At 68.8% G+C, this 16,225-nt stretch carries 9 protein-coding genes, 2 tRNA genes and 1 pseudogene; 8 read left to right on the plus strand and 4 right to left on the minus strand.

What is annotated here, in order from left to right:
* Nucleotides 1-202: 202 nt before the first annotated feature.
* Nucleotides 203-835 (plus strand): class I SAM-dependent methyltransferase, encoded by a 633-nt coding sequence (locus JOD64_RS13490; RefSeq protein ID WP_204942546.1) that lies wholly within the window; start codon nucleotides 203-205, stop codon nucleotides 833-835.
* Nucleotides 836-976: 141 nt separating this feature from the next.
* On the opposite strand, the gene JOD64_RS13495 is transcribed toward JOD64_RS13490, so the two are convergent.
* Nucleotides 977-2,515, minus strand: coding sequence for a non-reducing end alpha-L-arabinofuranosidase family hydrolase (locus tag JOD64_RS13495; RefSeq protein WP_204942547.1), 1,539 nt, complete (start codon nucleotides 2,513-2,515; stop codon nucleotides 977-979).
* A gap of 633 nt (nucleotides 2,516-3,148) precedes the next feature.
* Here JOD64_RS13495 and JOD64_RS13500 point away from each other — a divergent pair.
* From JOD64_RS13500 to JOD64_RS13525, 6 genes are all read left to right on the plus strand, one after another.
* Nucleotides 3,149-5,797, plus strand: coding sequence for an ATP-binding protein (locus JOD64_RS13500; RefSeq protein ID WP_204942548.1), 2,649 nt, complete (start codon nucleotides 3,149-3,151; stop codon nucleotides 5,795-5,797).
* Between the two features lie 42 nt (nucleotides 5,798-5,839).
* Nucleotides 5,840-6,994 (plus strand): sensor histidine kinase, encoded by a 1,155-nt coding sequence (locus JOD64_RS32970; RefSeq protein WP_443673902.1) that lies wholly within the window; start codon nucleotides 5,840-5,842, stop codon nucleotides 6,992-6,994.
* Nucleotides 6,991-7,653: a response regulator gene (locus JOD64_RS13510; RefSeq protein ID WP_307813376.1), complete on the plus strand. Its 663-nt coding sequence runs from the start codon at nucleotides 6,991-6,993 to the stop codon at nucleotides 7,651-7,653. The genes JOD64_RS32970 and JOD64_RS13510 overlap by 4 nt, the downstream gene beginning before the upstream one ends.
* Before the next feature lie 100 nt (nucleotides 7,654-7,753).
* Nucleotides 7,754-9,127, plus strand: coding sequence for an alpha/beta hydrolase family protein (locus JOD64_RS13515; protein ID WP_204942550.1), 1,374 nt, complete (start codon nucleotides 7,754-7,756; stop codon nucleotides 9,125-9,127).
* A 48-nt stretch (nucleotides 9,128-9,175) separates the two neighbouring features.
* Nucleotides 9,176-9,814, plus strand: a complete 639-nt coding sequence (locus JOD64_RS13520) for a hypothetical protein (protein WP_204942551.1) — start codon at nucleotides 9,176-9,178, stop codon at nucleotides 9,812-9,814.
* Between the two features lie 114 nt (nucleotides 9,815-9,928).
* Nucleotides 9,929-10,462, plus strand: a complete 534-nt coding sequence (locus JOD64_RS13525) for a hypothetical protein (RefSeq protein ID WP_204942552.1) — start codon at nucleotides 9,929-9,931, stop codon at nucleotides 10,460-10,462.
* Nucleotides 10,463-10,546: 84 nt separating this feature from the next.
* Here JOD64_RS13525 and ileS read toward each other — a convergent pair.
* Nucleotides 10,547-13,668 (minus strand): annotated as a pseudogene (gene ileS, locus JOD64_RS13530) (isoleucine--tRNA ligase).
* 352 nt (nucleotides 13,669-14,020) lie between these two features.
* Between ileS and JOD64_RS13535 the strand changes: the two are divergent.
* Entirely contained in the window at nucleotides 14,021-15,388 is a 1,368-nt protein-coding gene (locus tag JOD64_RS13535) for an FAD-dependent monooxygenase (RefSeq protein WP_204942553.1), read from the plus strand.
* A 561-nt stretch (nucleotides 15,389-15,949) separates the two neighbouring features.
* Here JOD64_RS13535 and JOD64_RS13540 read toward each other — a convergent pair.
* Both JOD64_RS13540 and JOD64_RS13545 read right to left on the minus strand, forming a co-directional pair.
* A tRNA-Arg gene (locus tag JOD64_RS13540) sits at nucleotides 15,950-16,022 on the minus strand.
* A gap of 35 nt (nucleotides 16,023-16,057) precedes the next feature.
* Nucleotides 16,058-16,148, minus strand: a tRNA-Ser gene (locus JOD64_RS13545).
* Nucleotides 16,149-16,225 lie beyond the last annotated feature (77 nt).

The following is a 16,225-nucleotide window of genomic DNA, read 5'->3' on the forward strand; positions in this document are numbered from 1 at the left end:
TGGAACTACGAGGACGCCGGCACCACCCGCGTCACCGCCCTGCGTGACCAGCTGACCATGGCCGAGGGCTTCGCCGGCACGCTGCGCGACAGACTCGACCACCACGGCGGCGCCACGGCCAAGGCGGCGCAATTGCCGCAGAGCACCGCACCGGTGACAGAGGACACGGTGCACTGACTCGCCCGGCAGGGTGGAATCAGAGATGTGCGTAGAGCAGGCACCGGCGAGTGACGTCGTGAAGTTCACCCTGCCGACCGGCGATCCGGGTTTCTCCACCGCCGACACCGTCTCCGCACCCGACGAACCGGTGCCGACGACGGCAGCCCATCGGCAGCGATGGGCGGTGGACAGGATGGCTGTCGCAGCCGACGACCAGGTGTTGGAGATCGGCTGCGGTCGGGGCGTGGCCGTCTCCCTGGTCGCCAGCCGACTCACGACCGGCCGAATCGTCGCCATCGACCGAGCAGCGACGATGGTGCGGCTCGCGACCGAACGGAACCTGAGCCACATCAACGCCGGCAGAGCTGAGATTCGATGTGCCGGACTCGAGTCGGCCGACCTTCCGGCCCACCGTTTCACCAAGATCTTCGCGGTGAACGTCAGCCTGTTCTGGCTGGGCGACGCGGTTCAGCCGATCGACCGGATGCGGAGCCTGCTGGCCCCCGGCGGGCAGCTCTACGTGTTCGGCGAGCGGCCCACAGCCGCACACGCCACGGCGAACCTCACCGCAACCAAGCTGCTACTCGAAGCCCGCGGGTTCACCACGGCCAGATCGAGCGCCATTCGCGGTCAGGGCCAGGTGCTCACCTGCGTCAGCGGCACACCAATCGGGTGATGCTGGCTGCTGGCATCGTGCACTTTCTTCGTGAGTCGGGCGGGCTCGGCTTGACGCCGAGCCCGCCCGTTCAGTTCCGCTCGATCCTTGTCTCACCCATTTCGGTGTACGGATCGTCTGGCTCGGAGCTGGGTCACGCCTTCATCGTTGCAGGGTCAGCAGACCCGGCCGGTACGGCAGGAGCCCGTAGTCGACGCCGTTGGAGCTGGGCGAACGGCCCTGGTAGAGCAACTGCAGGTTGCAGGCGTTGACCGTCATCGTCTGGTCGGCGCTGGTGCGCAGCAGCTCACCGTGGCTGATGTCGTTGGTCCAGGTGGCACCGCTGTTGGCCTTACCCGCGAACGGGTTGCTCTCGGTCGCGGCCTGCGGCGTCCACGAACCGTTCAGGCTGGTCGCCGTGAACGAACGGAAGTAGCGTCCCTGCGAGCCGATCGCCTCGACGATCATGAGGTACTTGTTCAGACCCTGCAGCTTGTAGACCTGCGGGGCCTCGAACAGGTTGTTCGTGGTGTCGCTCATGATGGTCGTGTAGCTGCTGCCGAAGTTGCCGGGGAAGTTCCCGATCGGCATGCTGGCCCGGTAGATCTTGCCGTTGTCACCGGCGAAGAAGAGGTACATGTTCGTACCGTCACCGATGATCGTCTGGTCGATCGGCCCGGTGCCCGAGCCGGTGATGCTTCCGCTGAACAGCGGCTGCGCCGCCGACCAGCCATTCGCGTTGGTCGGGTTACTCGAGGTCCGGTAGGAGAAGGCAGTTGCACCCCACTGGTAGGTGAGCACCCAGATGTTCTTCGGCGCGAAGTAGAACAACGACGGCGCGACGGTCCCCGAGTTCATCCCGGTCTGGGTTGCCGAGGCCATCTGCGAGTAGTTCGAGAAGAGGCTGAAGTTCATCGAGCCCCAACTGCTCCCGAAGTCGTGCGTGGTGGCGTAGACCAACTGCTGGCCGTTGTAGGGGGCCACGGTGAAGTCCTTGAGCGACACCCACCCCGACTTCGGGGTCGCCAACACGCCCGTCGACGACCAGCGGTACGTCGAGGGCAGATCGCAGGTGCCGCCCGGCGGCGGGGTCGTCGGAGGCGGCGTGGTGGGGTTGCCGCCACCGTCGACGCGGACGAGCTGCCACTGCTGGTTGGTGCCGTTCCAGTCGTCGTACTGCACGATGTTGCCGCCGTCGGCGGTCGAGGCGCCCTGCACCTCCATCACCTTGTTGCTGTTGCGGTTGATCAGCCGGACGTAGCCGCTGTCCGAGTCGGCCAACCGGAACTGCTGGTTGGTGCTGTTGTTGTCGCTCCACTGCACGATGCTGGCGCCGTTGGCGGTCGAGAAGCCCGAGACGTCCAGCACCTTGCCGGACAGCCGTGACTTCACCCGGTAGTTGCCACTCCCGGAGTCGACGAACTGCCACTGCTGCTGGTTGCCGTTGTTGCGGGTCCACTGGGTGATCCGGGCGCCGTCATTCGTGGCCAGGTTGTACACGTCCAGGGCCTTGCCGCTGTTGCGGTTGACCAACACGTACCAGGCGCTCGTGTCGACAGTCGCCGCTGCGGCCGGCGACGACACCACCGCTGCGGCGGCACCGCCGACCGTCACCGCCATCACGCCAGCGGCGAAAACCCGCAGCAACCACCCGCGCCGCCGCGGCGGTGCGATCGATGGAGACCTATCGAGGGCAGACATGATCCTCCTTCAGAGACCAAGAGCCGAACGGTCTGCCCGAACATGGGCACACCGCGACGCGTGGCCAGGAGCATGCTTCGAACGTTAGCGCTAACAACACGTTGCATGCCCTGGCGCACGCCCTGATTCGAGGTCGACGAAGCAGGCTCGCCCGGTAAGCCAAAGGTGTCGTCGTCCTTAGCCATCGACTGTGAGCGATAACATGGCGTTCGTCAAGACGTAACGTGCTGGGAACATCAGCCGGTGGCATGCCGCGACCCATGGCACGACCCCTCCGCACCGCACAACCCGCAGGCCATCACCCCGGCCACCCGCGCCGGACCCCGCCGGACGCTTGAGGACCACTGTTCGTGGACGCTAACATCGACGATTGCCCATGATCATCGTCCGGTTACCAATTCGCAGCCCAGAAGACGTAGACCACGCCGTACGGCCTCCACCCGACCACCTGCCACTGATCTTCCGGATCGCCGCGCTCTCCGGAGATGGATAATGATGATGGTGTAGCCATCGCATCGCCGACGGGGGAAGCACGATGATTCGAGGCATCCGAGACTGTGCCGGTCAGCTTCAACCGCCGTCCGCGCTGGACGGCCTGGTGACGGCGCACCTCGTTCGAAGGTCGATGGTGTCGTGGCTGTGCCGGTAGTCCCGCCGCCGAATCCGGACGAGGCCCGTAGCACCCCGGAGTTCCTCGCCGCCCTGCGCCGGCTGAGAGCCTGGTCGACGCAGACCTATCGACAACTCGCGCGGCAGGCCGAGGCTGCCGGTGACAGCATGCCCGCGAGCACCACGGCGACGATGCTCAGCCGTTCCAGCCTGCCCAGAGGCGAGTTGGTCTCGACGTTCGTCCAGGCGTGCGGGCTCGACGCCGCCGCCGCCGTGCGCTGGGTGGCCGTACGTGACGCCCTCGCCTCCACCAACACCGTCGGTGACGACACAACCCCCGCGCTGCCCGCAGGCCCGTGGCAGGCTCCTGCCCGCAACCTCGTGCCCGCCATGCTGCCCACGGACATCGCCGACTTCACCGGCCGAGAAGAGCACGTGACGACGCTGTACCAGCACCTGACCGGGCTGGACCACGGCAACCGGCACCACAATGCCACGCCCATCGCGGTCATCAGCGGCATGGGCGGCGTCGGCAAGACAACCCTCGCAGTGCATGTCGCACATCGACTGGCCGTCGCGTACCCGGACGGCCGGCTGTACGTGAACCTGCGTGGAGCCGAGACGTCACCAATGCCCGCCAGCGACGTCCTGGCGAGGTTCCTACGCGCCCTGGGCCTGGACAGCCGGATGATTCCTCCCGACGAGACCGAGCGTGCCGAACTCTTCCGCACCCACCTCGCGGATCGCCGAGTGCTGCTGCTGCTGGACGACGTTGCCAGCGAGGCGCAGGTCAGACCCATCCTTCCGGCAACGGCGACGTGCGCGGTGTTGATCACCAGCCGATCGCGTCTGACCGGCATCGAGGGAACCCACCGCCTCGACCTGGACGTGTTTCCAGCCGTCATCGCGCTGCGGTTGCTGGCCAGTGTCGCCGGCGCCGACCGGGTCAGGGCCGAGCACGTCGAGGCGACACAGATCGTCAGGCTGTGCGGCGGTCTACCGCTCGCGATCCGGGTAGCCGGCGCCCGCCTGGCCGGGCGACCAACATGGCGACTCGGCCAGCTGGCGACGATGCTCGGCGACGAGCGCCGACGCCTGGACCATCTGGCGGCCGGTGACCTGGCCGTCCGCCCCTCACTCACACTCAGCTACCAAGCGCTCGATCCGGAAGCGCGCCGACTGCTCCTCCTGCTCAGCGTCTTCGACCTTCCGGACTTCCCGGCATGGTTCGCCGCGGTCGTGCTCGGGACCACGCTGGAAGACGGCATGGCGCACGCCGAAACGCTTGTGGACGCGCAACTGCTCACCGCCGTCGGCACCGATGTCTGCGGTCAGCACCGCTACCGCTTCCACGACCTGGTGCGGCTGTTCGCCAGAGAACGCGCCGCCCTGGAGGAGCCTCGCGAGGCGACAGCGGACGCCCTGCGCCGCGGGCTCGGTGGCTGGCTCGCCGTCGCCGAGCGGATGGCCAGGCACATCCCGGGTCCCTGCTACGCGGCGATCAGCGGACCTGCCACGCGTCCGGAGATGGACTGGTCCCACCCGTACCTGTCGCAACCTGACCCGGCACGGTGGTTCGACGCCGAGAAGGCGACGCTGCTCTCGGCAATCCGGCAAGCCTGCGCGCTCGGTTATGACGACCTGGCGTTCGACCTGGCCGGATGCATGGAGAAATACTTCGACGTGCGCGGCATGTACCGCGACTGGGCCGACATCAACACCGAGGTTCTGTCCGTCTGCAGGGCCGCCGGCAACCGCCTCGGTGAGGCCGTCATGCTGCGCGGGCTCATCGATGTGACGACGTGGATCGACGACCATCCCCGCGGCGACGCCATGTCCCGTCACCACGACGGAGCGCAGCGGCTACTGGCCATGTTCACCAAGCTGCGACACGAGCCGGGCATGTGCGACGCCGCGGTGATGTGCGCGTGGGCACTCGCAGCCGCCGGCGACCACTCCGGGGCGGCTGCCTATGCCACTCAAGCCCTGCAACTCGCCGACCGGTCGGATCACCGAGGCGGTCGGATTCGAGCCCGGCTCGCACTGTCGATCGTCAGCTACGAACAGGGACGCTTCGCGGATGCCGCGTCGCTCATCGAAATGTTGGACGAGGCGCGCGCGTTGAACAACCCGCGCTGGGTCGCGACCGTGCTGCAGTTCGCCGGCATCGCCCACGCTGACCTCGGTGACTTCCCGCGCAGCCAACAGATGCTGTACGAGTCGATGAGCATCGCCCTACGCCACGGCGACACATACACCCACGTCTTCACGCTCATCGCGCTGGCCCGCCTGGAGATGCGACATGGCGCCTCTACCGCGCGGGCGACCGCCGAAGCGGCGGTGATACTCAGCCGCGAGTACAACATGGCCCACCACCTGGCCGAAGCGCTCATGGTGCTGGGCGAGATCGAGTTGGCGGAGGATCGCCCCACAGACGCGATCGAGCACCTTGAGGAGTCCGTCGCGCTGTGGAGGACACGTGGCTGGCACTCCATGCATGTCGCGGCACTGGCAAGCCTCAGCCACGCCTACGCGCGCACCAATTCGCCGGCCGCCCGACGAGCACTCGAAGAGGCCAACGCGATCTCCGCCCGCCTCGGTGCCACCGCCAACGAGGCTCCGCCACCCGCTCGCCTACCCACAAACGACAGGCATCGATATCTGAGCATCTGAGCCGCATTTTGCCCGACGACAGACGTCTTGTACGTTGATCTTGTGTTTGAGCAGGTCCAGCGCTGGCGGCAACTTCCACCCTGGGTGACCGACGCCGCGCTGACCACGGCGGTGCTGTTGGCACAGCTTGCGCCGTTCGTCTCGAACGACCCGCCGCCCGGCCATGCCGGCTGGGAGCCCTTGGTGTTCCTGCCGATGCTGGTAACGGTAGTTCCATTGCTGTGGCGGCGCCGGGCACCATTCGTGGTCCTGATCGTCATCGAGCTCGGCGCCGGCGCGTACGCCCTGCTTCCCGAGGGTGCGCCACAACCGGTCTGGTACGGCGCGCTCGTGGCGATGTTCACCCTCGCCGCGCAGGCGCCCCGATGGCAGCGCGTCAGCGCCCTGGTCTTTATCGGCTGGGGCGCGCTGCTGGTCACCGGTTCGCTGGACACCGCGGCCCGCGGCGTGCTGCTGTGGCTCGCCGCCTACATGCTCGGTCGGGCCTGGGCAGCCCGCGGCACGCAGACGGCCGCTTTGCAGGAACGCACCCGGCACCTCGAGCGGGCGCGGGAACTGGAAGCCGCCCACGAGCGAGCCCGGATCGCCCGGGAGATGCACGACATCCTCGGTCATGGGATGAGCGTGATGATCGCCCAAGCGGAGGCCGGACCGGTGTTCGTGGGGCGCGACGATGCCAGGACGACGGCCTCGTTCGAGGTGATCGCGTCCACCGGACGTGAGGCCATGGCGCAGCTGCGCCGCATCCTCGGCGTACTGGGGCAGGGACCCGACGATCTGGCGCCGGCACCGACACTGAGCGGCTTGCCAGACCTGGTGGCCCGGGTCGGGCGCTCTGGCGTCGACGTGCAGCTGATCCGGTCCGGTGAGCCGGGCATGCTGGGGCCGGACGGAGAGGCGGCCGCCTACCGCATTGTGCAGGAAGGGTTGACGAACGTGCTCAAGCACGCCAGACGTGAGGGCGGCGCGGTCCGGGCCGACGTGACGCTCGACTGGCACGACGACGGCCTGCGGCTGCGGGTCGTCGACAACGGCGACGGCGGGCCGCCGGACGCCGAGGGACGCGGTCTCGTCGGCATCGCCGAGCGCGCCGCCGCCTGTGGCGGGACCGCGACATGGGGACCTCGCCAGGAAAACACCGGATTTGAGCTGTCGGTCCACCTGTCGTACGTCGCCGTCCCGGGGGCGACACGGTGAGCGCCCCAACGACCGTGGTCGTCGCCGATGACCAGGAACTCATTCGCGGTGCGTTCGCTGCGATCCTCGACGCCGAGCCCGACCTCACAGTGGTCGCCGAGGCAGCCGACGGCGCGGAGGCCGTCGAAGCCGTCCGCCGCCACCGTCCGCATCTGCTTGTCGTCGACATCAGGATGCCCCAGATGGACGGTGTGGAAGCCACCCGCATCGTCTGCGCCGAGACCGACACCCGCGTACTCGTCCTCACCACCTTCGACCAGGACGAGTACGTGTACGGGGCGCTGCGCGCGGGTGCCAGCGGGTTCCTGCTCAAGGATGTACGCCGGGCGGAGCTGCTAGCGGCGGTACGGGTGGTCGCGGCCGGCGAGTCCCTCCTCGCACCCTCGGTCACCACCCGCCTGATTGACGACGTGGTCCGCCAACGGCGGCCAAAGCCGACGGAAACGGCGGCGCTGACGCAGCTGAGTGGCCGCGAGCGGGAGATCCTCGGGTTGGTCGGCCTCGGGCTGTCCAACGCCGAAATTGCCGGCCGGCTCACGCTCAGCGAACACACCGTCAAGACTCATGTCAGCAGCGTGTTGAGCAAGCTCCATCTACGCGACCGGGTGCAGGCCGTGGTGCTGGCCTACGAGTCGGGCCTCATCCTGCCGGGTGAGTGACGCTCACCGCCGCGAGTGAGAGGCCACCGCCGTGCGTGGTGATCATGGTTGGTGCCGCAGCGCGATGTGTCGACCCACGCCGGCAACGAAGATCAACGGCATGTTTCGACGCGCCCTGCTCACCATCACCGCAGCCCTGGCCGCAGTCCTGCTACCGGCTCTTCCTGCCGGCGCCGTACGGGCCACGCAGGCTCAGGACCTGACGACAACCGACCTGACCGTCACCACCGGCGACGGTCAGCACCTCGCCGCGACTCTGTACGCCCCGCGGCAGAACGTCGGGCGGCTGCCCGGTCTCGTCCTCATCGCCGGATCGGGCGCAGCTCCCCGGGAGGAACTCGTGCCGGAGGCGGCGGCCTTCGCTCGCCAGGGCATGGCCGTGCTGGCCTACGACAAGCGGTACACCGGCTACACCAAGACCCATCGCGACTACAGCCAACTGGCTGACGACGCCGTACGCGCGTACGAGGTGCTCCGGGACCGGCCCGAGGTCGACCCGACGCAGGTCGGCTTCTGGGGCATCAGCGAAGGCGGCTGGGTCTCGCCGATGGCGGCCGGCCGCGCCGGTGCCGCCTTCCTGGTCGCGGCGTCTGCACCGGGGTTGGCACCACTGCGTACGCAGAACTGGAACATGCGCAACAAGGTGGCCCGAGCGGGCGTCACCGGCTCGCTGATGACCACCCTCGCTGATCGGGCACACCGACTGTCCGCCGACGCCGGACTCTTCGCGGAGCCGTACTACGATCCGCGTCCGGCGCTGCGCCTTCTTCACCAGCCGGTGCTGGCCGTCTACGGCGGTGCCGACGAGCAGGTGCCCGCCGCCGAGAGCATGGGCGTCCTCCGACAGAGCGTCCCCGGCCCGCTCACCGTGCGCGTCCTGCCCGGTGCCGGTCACGCCCTCCACGTCCGTGACACCGCTGGCGGGTACACCGAGGCCCTTGTCCCTGGCTACGCCGACCTGGTCGGGACCTGGGTGCGCGCGGTGGCCGCCGGTCACCCGCCGACGCCCACCGCCGACCCGATGCCGGCCCAGCCCACGCGCAGCACCGCACTCCAGGCGTCGGCGTGGTGGGAAGGCTGGCCGATGCAGGCTGCCGCCCTGATCGCGCTGCTACTGGCGTTCGCGACGTACCCCGTCATCGGCGGTGTCCGCAGGTTGCAGCGCCGGCCCGGCACGGCGCACCGCCCGGCGGCTGTCCTGAGCACAGCCGGTCTACTCAGCGTGATCGGGTTCGCCGGCTACCTACTCGTCGTCGAGTCCAGTGCCGATTCGAGAGGCATCACGGTCGGGCCGATCGTCGGGGGCCGGCCGGCCATCTGGCTGGCGCTGCAGGGCGCCGCCCTCGTCGCTGTCATCGCCGCCGCAATGACCGTTCCGGCCTGGCGCCGCGACCGGGTCAGGCTCGGCGTCCTCATCGCCGGCGCGGTCGTCTACCTGCCCTGGGCCCTGTACTGGGGCCTACTGCTTCCCTGACCAGCTGATCCACTCGTCGGCACCCCCACGACCCGCACAGGAGCCATCATGTCCCCGCGCCGTCCCCGCACCAGCCTGGTCCTCGCCGCCGTCCTCGCCGCCACGACCCTCGCCGCCTGCGGGCAGAACACCACCACGACCACCACCAGCCACGAGATCGCCAGCCCCATGACCAGCCTTCAAGTGACCAGCGGCGGTGGCGACATCACGCTGGTGCCCACCGGCGGCGCCCTGCGGATCATCGAGACCGCCACCTACACCGGCCGGGTGCCGCAGGGCACGCCGCAGGTTCACGACGGCGCGGTCACCGTCACCACCAGCGGCTGCGGCGGCCAGCACGGCGCCTGCGGCATCAGCTACCGCGTGGAGATCCCAGCCGGTCTCACCGTCCGTCTCGCCAGCGGTGGCGGGGCGATCGACGCGCAGGGCAACGTCGAAAACCTGGACGTACGCTCGGGCGGCGGGTCCGCCACGTTGCGCCTCTCCGCCCCGCCGCGCCAAGTTGACGTGGACAGCGCCGGCGGCCAAACCACGATGGAACTGCCGGCAGGCCCGTACGCGGTGACCACCAACACCGGCGGCGGCCTCCTCACCACCGCCATCGACACCGACCCGGCCGCCGTGCGTCGCGTCACCGTCACCACCGGCGGCGGCGACCTCGCCATCACCCGCCTCAAGGCCGCATGAGCGGAGCCTCCCTGAGAACCCCTCTCTGCGATACGAACCACCGCCCGTAACCGGGCATGCGACAGTGGCAGTGTGGCTCCCAGGTAGCCTCGCGGCATGAATTCAACTTGGCCGATGATCAAGCGGCTCGGTCTGTTGTGGATTCTTGCGGTGCTGCTCCTTGTGCTATTTGCGCACGGACTACGCGCCGAGTACCTGCCGATCGAGGCGCTCACCGCCACCGTCTGGGCGGCGCTCCTCGGCATGGGCGCAATCCTGGCCAGTCGGCTGGCGAGGTCAGGACACGCCAAAAGTGCCGTCGTGCTGCTGGGCGTCGCGGCCCTGGTGGCCTGCGATGTGGCGGTGGTCGTTGACAGTGCGTTGATCTACGACGCGGCCGGATACTGGACGCTCAACGGTGGTGTGGGCCTGCCGTACTCGTACGCGCCGCTGTGGTATCCGACCTCGCTGCTGCCGTCGATGGATGTCTTCGGCGTCGATCAAACAACTATCACCGCAGGCGATTTCGAGTGGCAGGCGGAGCACATCGCTCCGGTGGCCGTGGTGCTGACCATCGCGTCGGCCGTCTTCATCGCTTCCATGGTGCGGGCGCTGTTCGGACGTCGGCAGGCCAGCCCGGAGTTCGGGCCGGGACGGGCCTACTCATAACGCCAGGACCGCCACCGCGAATCCGGGGGCGCACCTCGGCCGCTGGGCGGGCCGCCGCACGGTCAGTACACGATCTCCTGTTCGTCAGGCCCGGCGCAGCCAGAAGGTCAGACCGAGCGAATCATCGTTGAACGGCTCGGGGTCCGGCCAGGACGGCTCACCCTCCGCGCAATCGACGGCGAGCACCTCCTCCGCTACCACGTTCCGGTGCTCGACCAGTGCGAGCGCCGTGTCCTCCCGCGTGGCCACGTACCGCAGCACGACCCGGTCGGTTACCTCCAGCCCGCTGGACTTCCGGGCCTCCTGGATCTGCCGGATCGCGTCGCGCGCGACGCCGGCCCTGCGCAGCTCGGGCGTGAGCTGCAGGTCGAGCGCCAGGGTCGCGCCAGCGTCGCTGGCGACCGTCCAGCCCTCGCGGGGCGTCTCGACGACAACGACCTCGTCCGGGCCCAGCAGCACCGGCTCGCCGCCCACCAGGACGGTCGCCGACCCCGATTCCCTGAGCGAATCCTTCAACGCGGCGGCGTCGGCCGCCGCGATGGCCGACGCCACCTGCTGCACGGTCTTCCCGAACCGTTTCCCCAGGGTACGGAAATTGGCCTTCACCGTGGTGTCGACCAGCGAGCCGCTCGTGTCGCCAACCGCGGCGATCGAGCCGACGTTCAACTCGGCCGCGATCTCGGCCAGCAGGTCGGCGGGAAGATCCCCGAAGCCGCTGGCCGAGACCAGTGCCCGGTCCAGCGGCTGGCGTACCTTCACGCCGGAATCCGCCCGCGCCGCTCGGCCCAACTCGACCAACCGCCGGGTGAGCGCCATCTGGCCGGACAGCGCGGGTTCGATCAGCGACTCGTCGGCGGACGGGTACGCGGCCAGGTGCACGGACTGCGGGGCCTCCGGGTCCACCGCGACGACCAGGTCCTGCCAGACCCGCTCGGAGATGAACGGGGTGAGCGGCGCCAGCAGCAAGGTGAGCGTGGAGAGCGCCTCGTGCAGGGTGGCGAGCGCCGCCCGGTCGCCCCGCCAGAAGCGCCTCCGGCTACGTCGGACGTACCAGTTCGACAGGTCGTCGACGAACGCCGCCAGCAGCCGCCCGGCCTGGTGGGTGTCGAACGCGGCCATTGCGGCATCGACCTGCCGCACCAGCATGTTCAGCTCGGAGAGCACCCACCGATCGAGGACCGGCCGATCCGCCGGCGCCGGGTCGTCACCAGACGGCGACCAACCTGCGGTCCGGCCGTACAGGGTCTGGAAAGCGACGGTGTTCCAGTAGGTCATCAGGACCTTGCGGACCACCTCCTGGAGCGCGCTGTGCCCCACCCGGCGGGCCGCCCAGGGCGAGCCGACGGCAGCCATGAACCAGCGGACGGCGTCCGCGCCGTGCTGGTCCATCAGCGGGATCGGTTCCAGGATGTTGCCCAGATGCTTGGACATCTTCCGACCGTCCTCGGCCAGGATGTGGCCCAGACAGACCACATTCTCGTAGGGCGAGCGGTCGAAGACCAGCGTGCCGATCGCCATCAGGGTGTAGAACCAGCCGCGGGTCTGGTCGATGGCCTCCGAGATGAACTGAGCCGGGTAGCGTTCGGCAAACAGTTCCTGGTTGCGGTGCGGGTAGCCGAACTGCGCGAAGGGCATGGAACCCGAGTCGTACCAGGCGTCGATCACCTCGGGCACCCGGGTGGCCGTCTCACCGCAATGACAGGTGAACGTCACCTCGTCGATGAACGGGCGGTGCGGGTCGAGGCCGCTCAGGTCTGCCCCGGTCAGTTCGCTCAGCTCGGTCAGCGAACCCACGCAGGTCAGGTGCCCGTTCTCGCAACGCCAGATCGGCAGTGGGGTGCCCCAGTAGCGCCGCCGGGAGAGCGCCCAGTCGACGTTGTTGTTCAGCCAGTCGCCGTACCGACCGTGCTTCACCGTGGCGGGTTGCCAGTTGGTGCGCTCGTTCTCGCGCAACAGGGCGTCACGGACCGCAGTGGTCCGGACGTACCAGGAGGGCTGCGCGTAGTAGATCAGCGCGGTGTGGCAGCGCCAGCAGTGCGGGTAGCTGTGCTCGTACGCGACGTGGCGGAAAAGTAGCCCGCGGGCGGTCAGATCCTCCACCAGAGGGCGGTCCGCCTCCTTGAAGAAGAGGCCACCGACGAGGGGGAGTTCCGGGAAGAAGCGGCCGTTGGGGTGCACCGGGTTCACCATCGGCAGGCCGTACGCGCGGCAGCTGACGAGGTCGTCCGCGCCGAAGGCGGGCGCCTGGTGAACCAGTCCGGTCCCGCTGTCGGTGGTGACGAACGGCGCGAGGATGACGATGTGCGCGTCACTGACGTCGACCAGGTCGAACGGGGCTTGGTAGCCCCACCGCTCAAGCGCCTTGCCCTTGAACGATTCCCCGGTCAGATCCCAACCCTCGCCGAGCGCCTGCGCCAACAGTGGCTCGGCGACGACGACCTGCTCGTTGCCGTCCGACGCCACCACGTACGTCACGTCGGGGTGTACGGCCACCGCGACGTTCGACGGCAACGTCCACGGCGTGGTGGTCCAGACCAGCAGCGACGCCCGTCCGGCCAATGGGCCGGAGGTGAGCGGGAAGCGGACATACACCGACGGGTCGACGACCGTCTCGTACCCCTGGGCCAGTTCGTGGTCGGACAGGGCCGTCTCGTCCTTCGGACACCACGGCGCGACCCGGAAGTCCTCGACCAGCAGCCCCTTGTCGAAGATCTGTTTCAACGACCACCAGACGGACTCGATGTACTCCGGGTCCATGGTCCGGTAGGCGTCGTCCATGTCGACCCAGTAGCCCATTCGCTCGGTGAGCAGGGCAAACGCGTCGGTGTGCCGGGTCACCGACTCGCGGCAGCGAGCGTTGAACTCGGCAATGCCGAACTTCTCAATGTCCTGCTTGACGGAAAAGCCCAGTTCCTTCTCGACGGCGAGCTCGACCGGGAGCCCGTGGCAGTCCCAGCCCGCCTTCCGGGCGACGTGGAAACCCTCATCGTCTTGTAGCGCGGGAACACGTCCTTGAACACCCGTGCCTCGATGTGATGGGCACCGGGCATTCCATTGGCGGTTGGGGGCCCCTCGTAGAACACCCACTCGGGGCGGCCAAGGGACTGCTCCAGGCTGCGCCGGAAGACGCTGTTGGCATGCCAGAAGTGCAGGATCTCCTGGTCGAGAGCAGGTAGGTCGACCTGCGTCGGTATCGCGCGGTACATGGTTCCTCCGTCGGCCAATGGTGCTCCGGCGGAGGGACGAGGCTGAGGCCCCGCGGTACCACCCTCCTTGACCGCGAACGGCCCTCTCATTTGAAATGCGGTCGGTTCTACTCGGCCTCCGGGCCTTTCTTCCGACAGCTCTGGGGTGATCTTCCCGCCGCGCACACCCCCGGGCTCGCACCAACCCCGGGTCGCTCCTGGCTGCGTTCGGCGGTACTCGTCCCCTTCGACGCCTCGCCTGCGGATGGTAACGCACCGCCTGGGTCCCCGAGCTGCGGACCGATGCCGGGTGCTCCTGGTTGGCGACCCTCAAGCCTTGCCCAACGTGAGCGTTGGCAAAGAACATTGACCCATGGACGCGGATGTGGTGATTGCCGGATGCGGACCGGTCGGAGCGGTGCTCGCCGCACTGCTCGGCGACCGTGGCATCCGCGTCATCGTCGTGGACCCGGCGTCCGACGCCCGGTCTGGGCCGCACGCCCACCCGCGGGCAGCGGTCCTCGACTCGCACGTGCAGCGGATCCTCCGCCGCATTGACGGCCTGGACGACTGGGACGAGTGGGCGACGCCGTTGCGCCGTTCGCAACTGCTCGGCCCCGACCGCCGTCCGCTGTTGACGCTTCGCCTGGCGGATGACGTCCCGGCTGGCGTCATGCTCGACCAGCCCCGCCTGGAGCGGGCACTACGCGACCGACTGGCGCGGATGCCCACGGTGCACCTACACACCGGTCGGTCGGTGACGGCGCTCGAGCAGTCGGGCGACATCGTCGCCGTCACGCTCGACGACGGCTCGACGCTGACCGCCTCGTGGCTCGTCGGCTGCGACGGGGCGCCGAGCACCGTGCGGGGCCTCATCGGGGCCTCCTATGACGGCGTCAGCTACCCGGAGCCGTGGCTGGTGGTCGACGCCCGCACCGATGAGCCCAGCACTGCCGAGCCGACGTTCTCCCAAGTGCTCGACCCGGCCCGGCCGATGGTGACGTTCGAGCGACCCGGCGGCCGGCGGTGGGAGTGGATGCTGCTGCCCGACGAGGACCCGGTCGGCATGGTGGCGCGGATCGACCAACTGATCCAGCCCTGGGCGGACCCTGCGGCGCTGCAGGTCGAGCGGGCCGCGGTGTTCACGTTCCATGCCCGTACGGCCTCGGCATGGCGCCGCGGCCGCGTGCTGCTCGCCGGCGACGCGGCGCACTCGATGCCACCGTTCACCGGTCAGGGCCTCGGCGCCGGCCTACGCGACGTCGCGACCCTGTCCTGGCTGCTGGCCGACGCGCCCGGCGACGTGGACCGCTACGAGCGCGAGCGGCGGCCGGCCGTGGCGCGGATGACCCGCATGGCGTTACTCAGCGGCCGGGTCATGCTCGGCCGCAACCGTTTCACGGCAGCCGCGCTGCGCGCGTTGGTGCGGACCGCCGGGATGCTCCCAGGCCTCGACGCGCGCGTGGCCAGGGCAGCCGCAGCGCCTGAACGCCTCCCCGACGGCACCCGACAACTGCCCGATGCCCCGCTCGTCGTCGACGGCCGGCGCACCAACCTCGACGCGTTGCTGGGCAACCGGTGGGGCGTTGTCGGCGGCGAGGCCGACAGCCTCGACCCCGGCACCAGGGGGTGGCTCACCACACACGGCGCCGTCTTCGCCGACGTGGACAGGTTCGCAAAAGGGCAAGCGACGATCGTGCGCCCCGACCGTTTCGTCGCGACCACCGTCCCGTTCGCCTGAGGGGCATCGTCACCTCAGGTCGTCACGCACGACTGTCGGTCGACGCCGGCCATTGCCGTCGACCGTCGGGCTTTGTATCGTCCCGCCCGTGACGCGCTCCGACTGGTCAGAAGTACGCGAACGGCTTGCGCGGCTGGCCGCTGCGCCCGCTGCCCCTGATGCCCTTGGTTCTTCGGCTCACCGTTGGGAGCTTGAGCCGCCATTGAGTGCCGAGGAACTGGCTGAGGCGGAGACACAGCTCCAACCGCAACTGCCCAGCGAGTACCGCTCCTTCTTGCTGGAGGCGGGGTCCAGATCGTGATGAGCTCGCCGCGACGCTCGCTCAGGGCACCGCGCTGCATGTGGTGCCGGAAGTCCTCGGGCATACGTCGATCGCGATCACCAAGGATGTCTACGGTCACCGAATGGAAGGCGACGTCGTTCTGCTGCGGAGGCCATGTCCGGTGCGCTGTTCGGGCAAGAAAGACCCTGGCTCCCACCGCCGCTCGAAGCCTGATTCTGCGGACATGAAAAACCCCCGACCTTGCCGTTTTGGCTGGTCGGGGGCTTCCTCTTGCTCTGTGCGCCCGAAGGGACTCGAACCCCTAACCTTCTGATCCGTAGTCAGATGCTCTATCCATTGAGCTACGGGCGCTCGTGCTCAGCCAGTCTACACACCCGGCTTTCGCGCGGAGACTCCGGGATTCGAACCCGGGAGGGGCTTTAAGACCCCAACCGCATTAGCAGTGCGGCGCCATAGACCAGACTAGGCGAAGTCTCCCAGGTGGCCCGCAGACCACCGCGCCCGAGAATACAGGTCGCTACCCACCGGGAGCAAAACGACTTCCCCGGTACGCC

Source organism: Micromonospora luteifusca, assembly GCF_016907275.1.
In the GTDB taxonomy this organism is placed as follows: domain Bacteria; phylum Actinomycetota; class Actinomycetes; order Mycobacteriales; family Micromonosporaceae; genus Micromonospora; species Micromonospora luteifusca.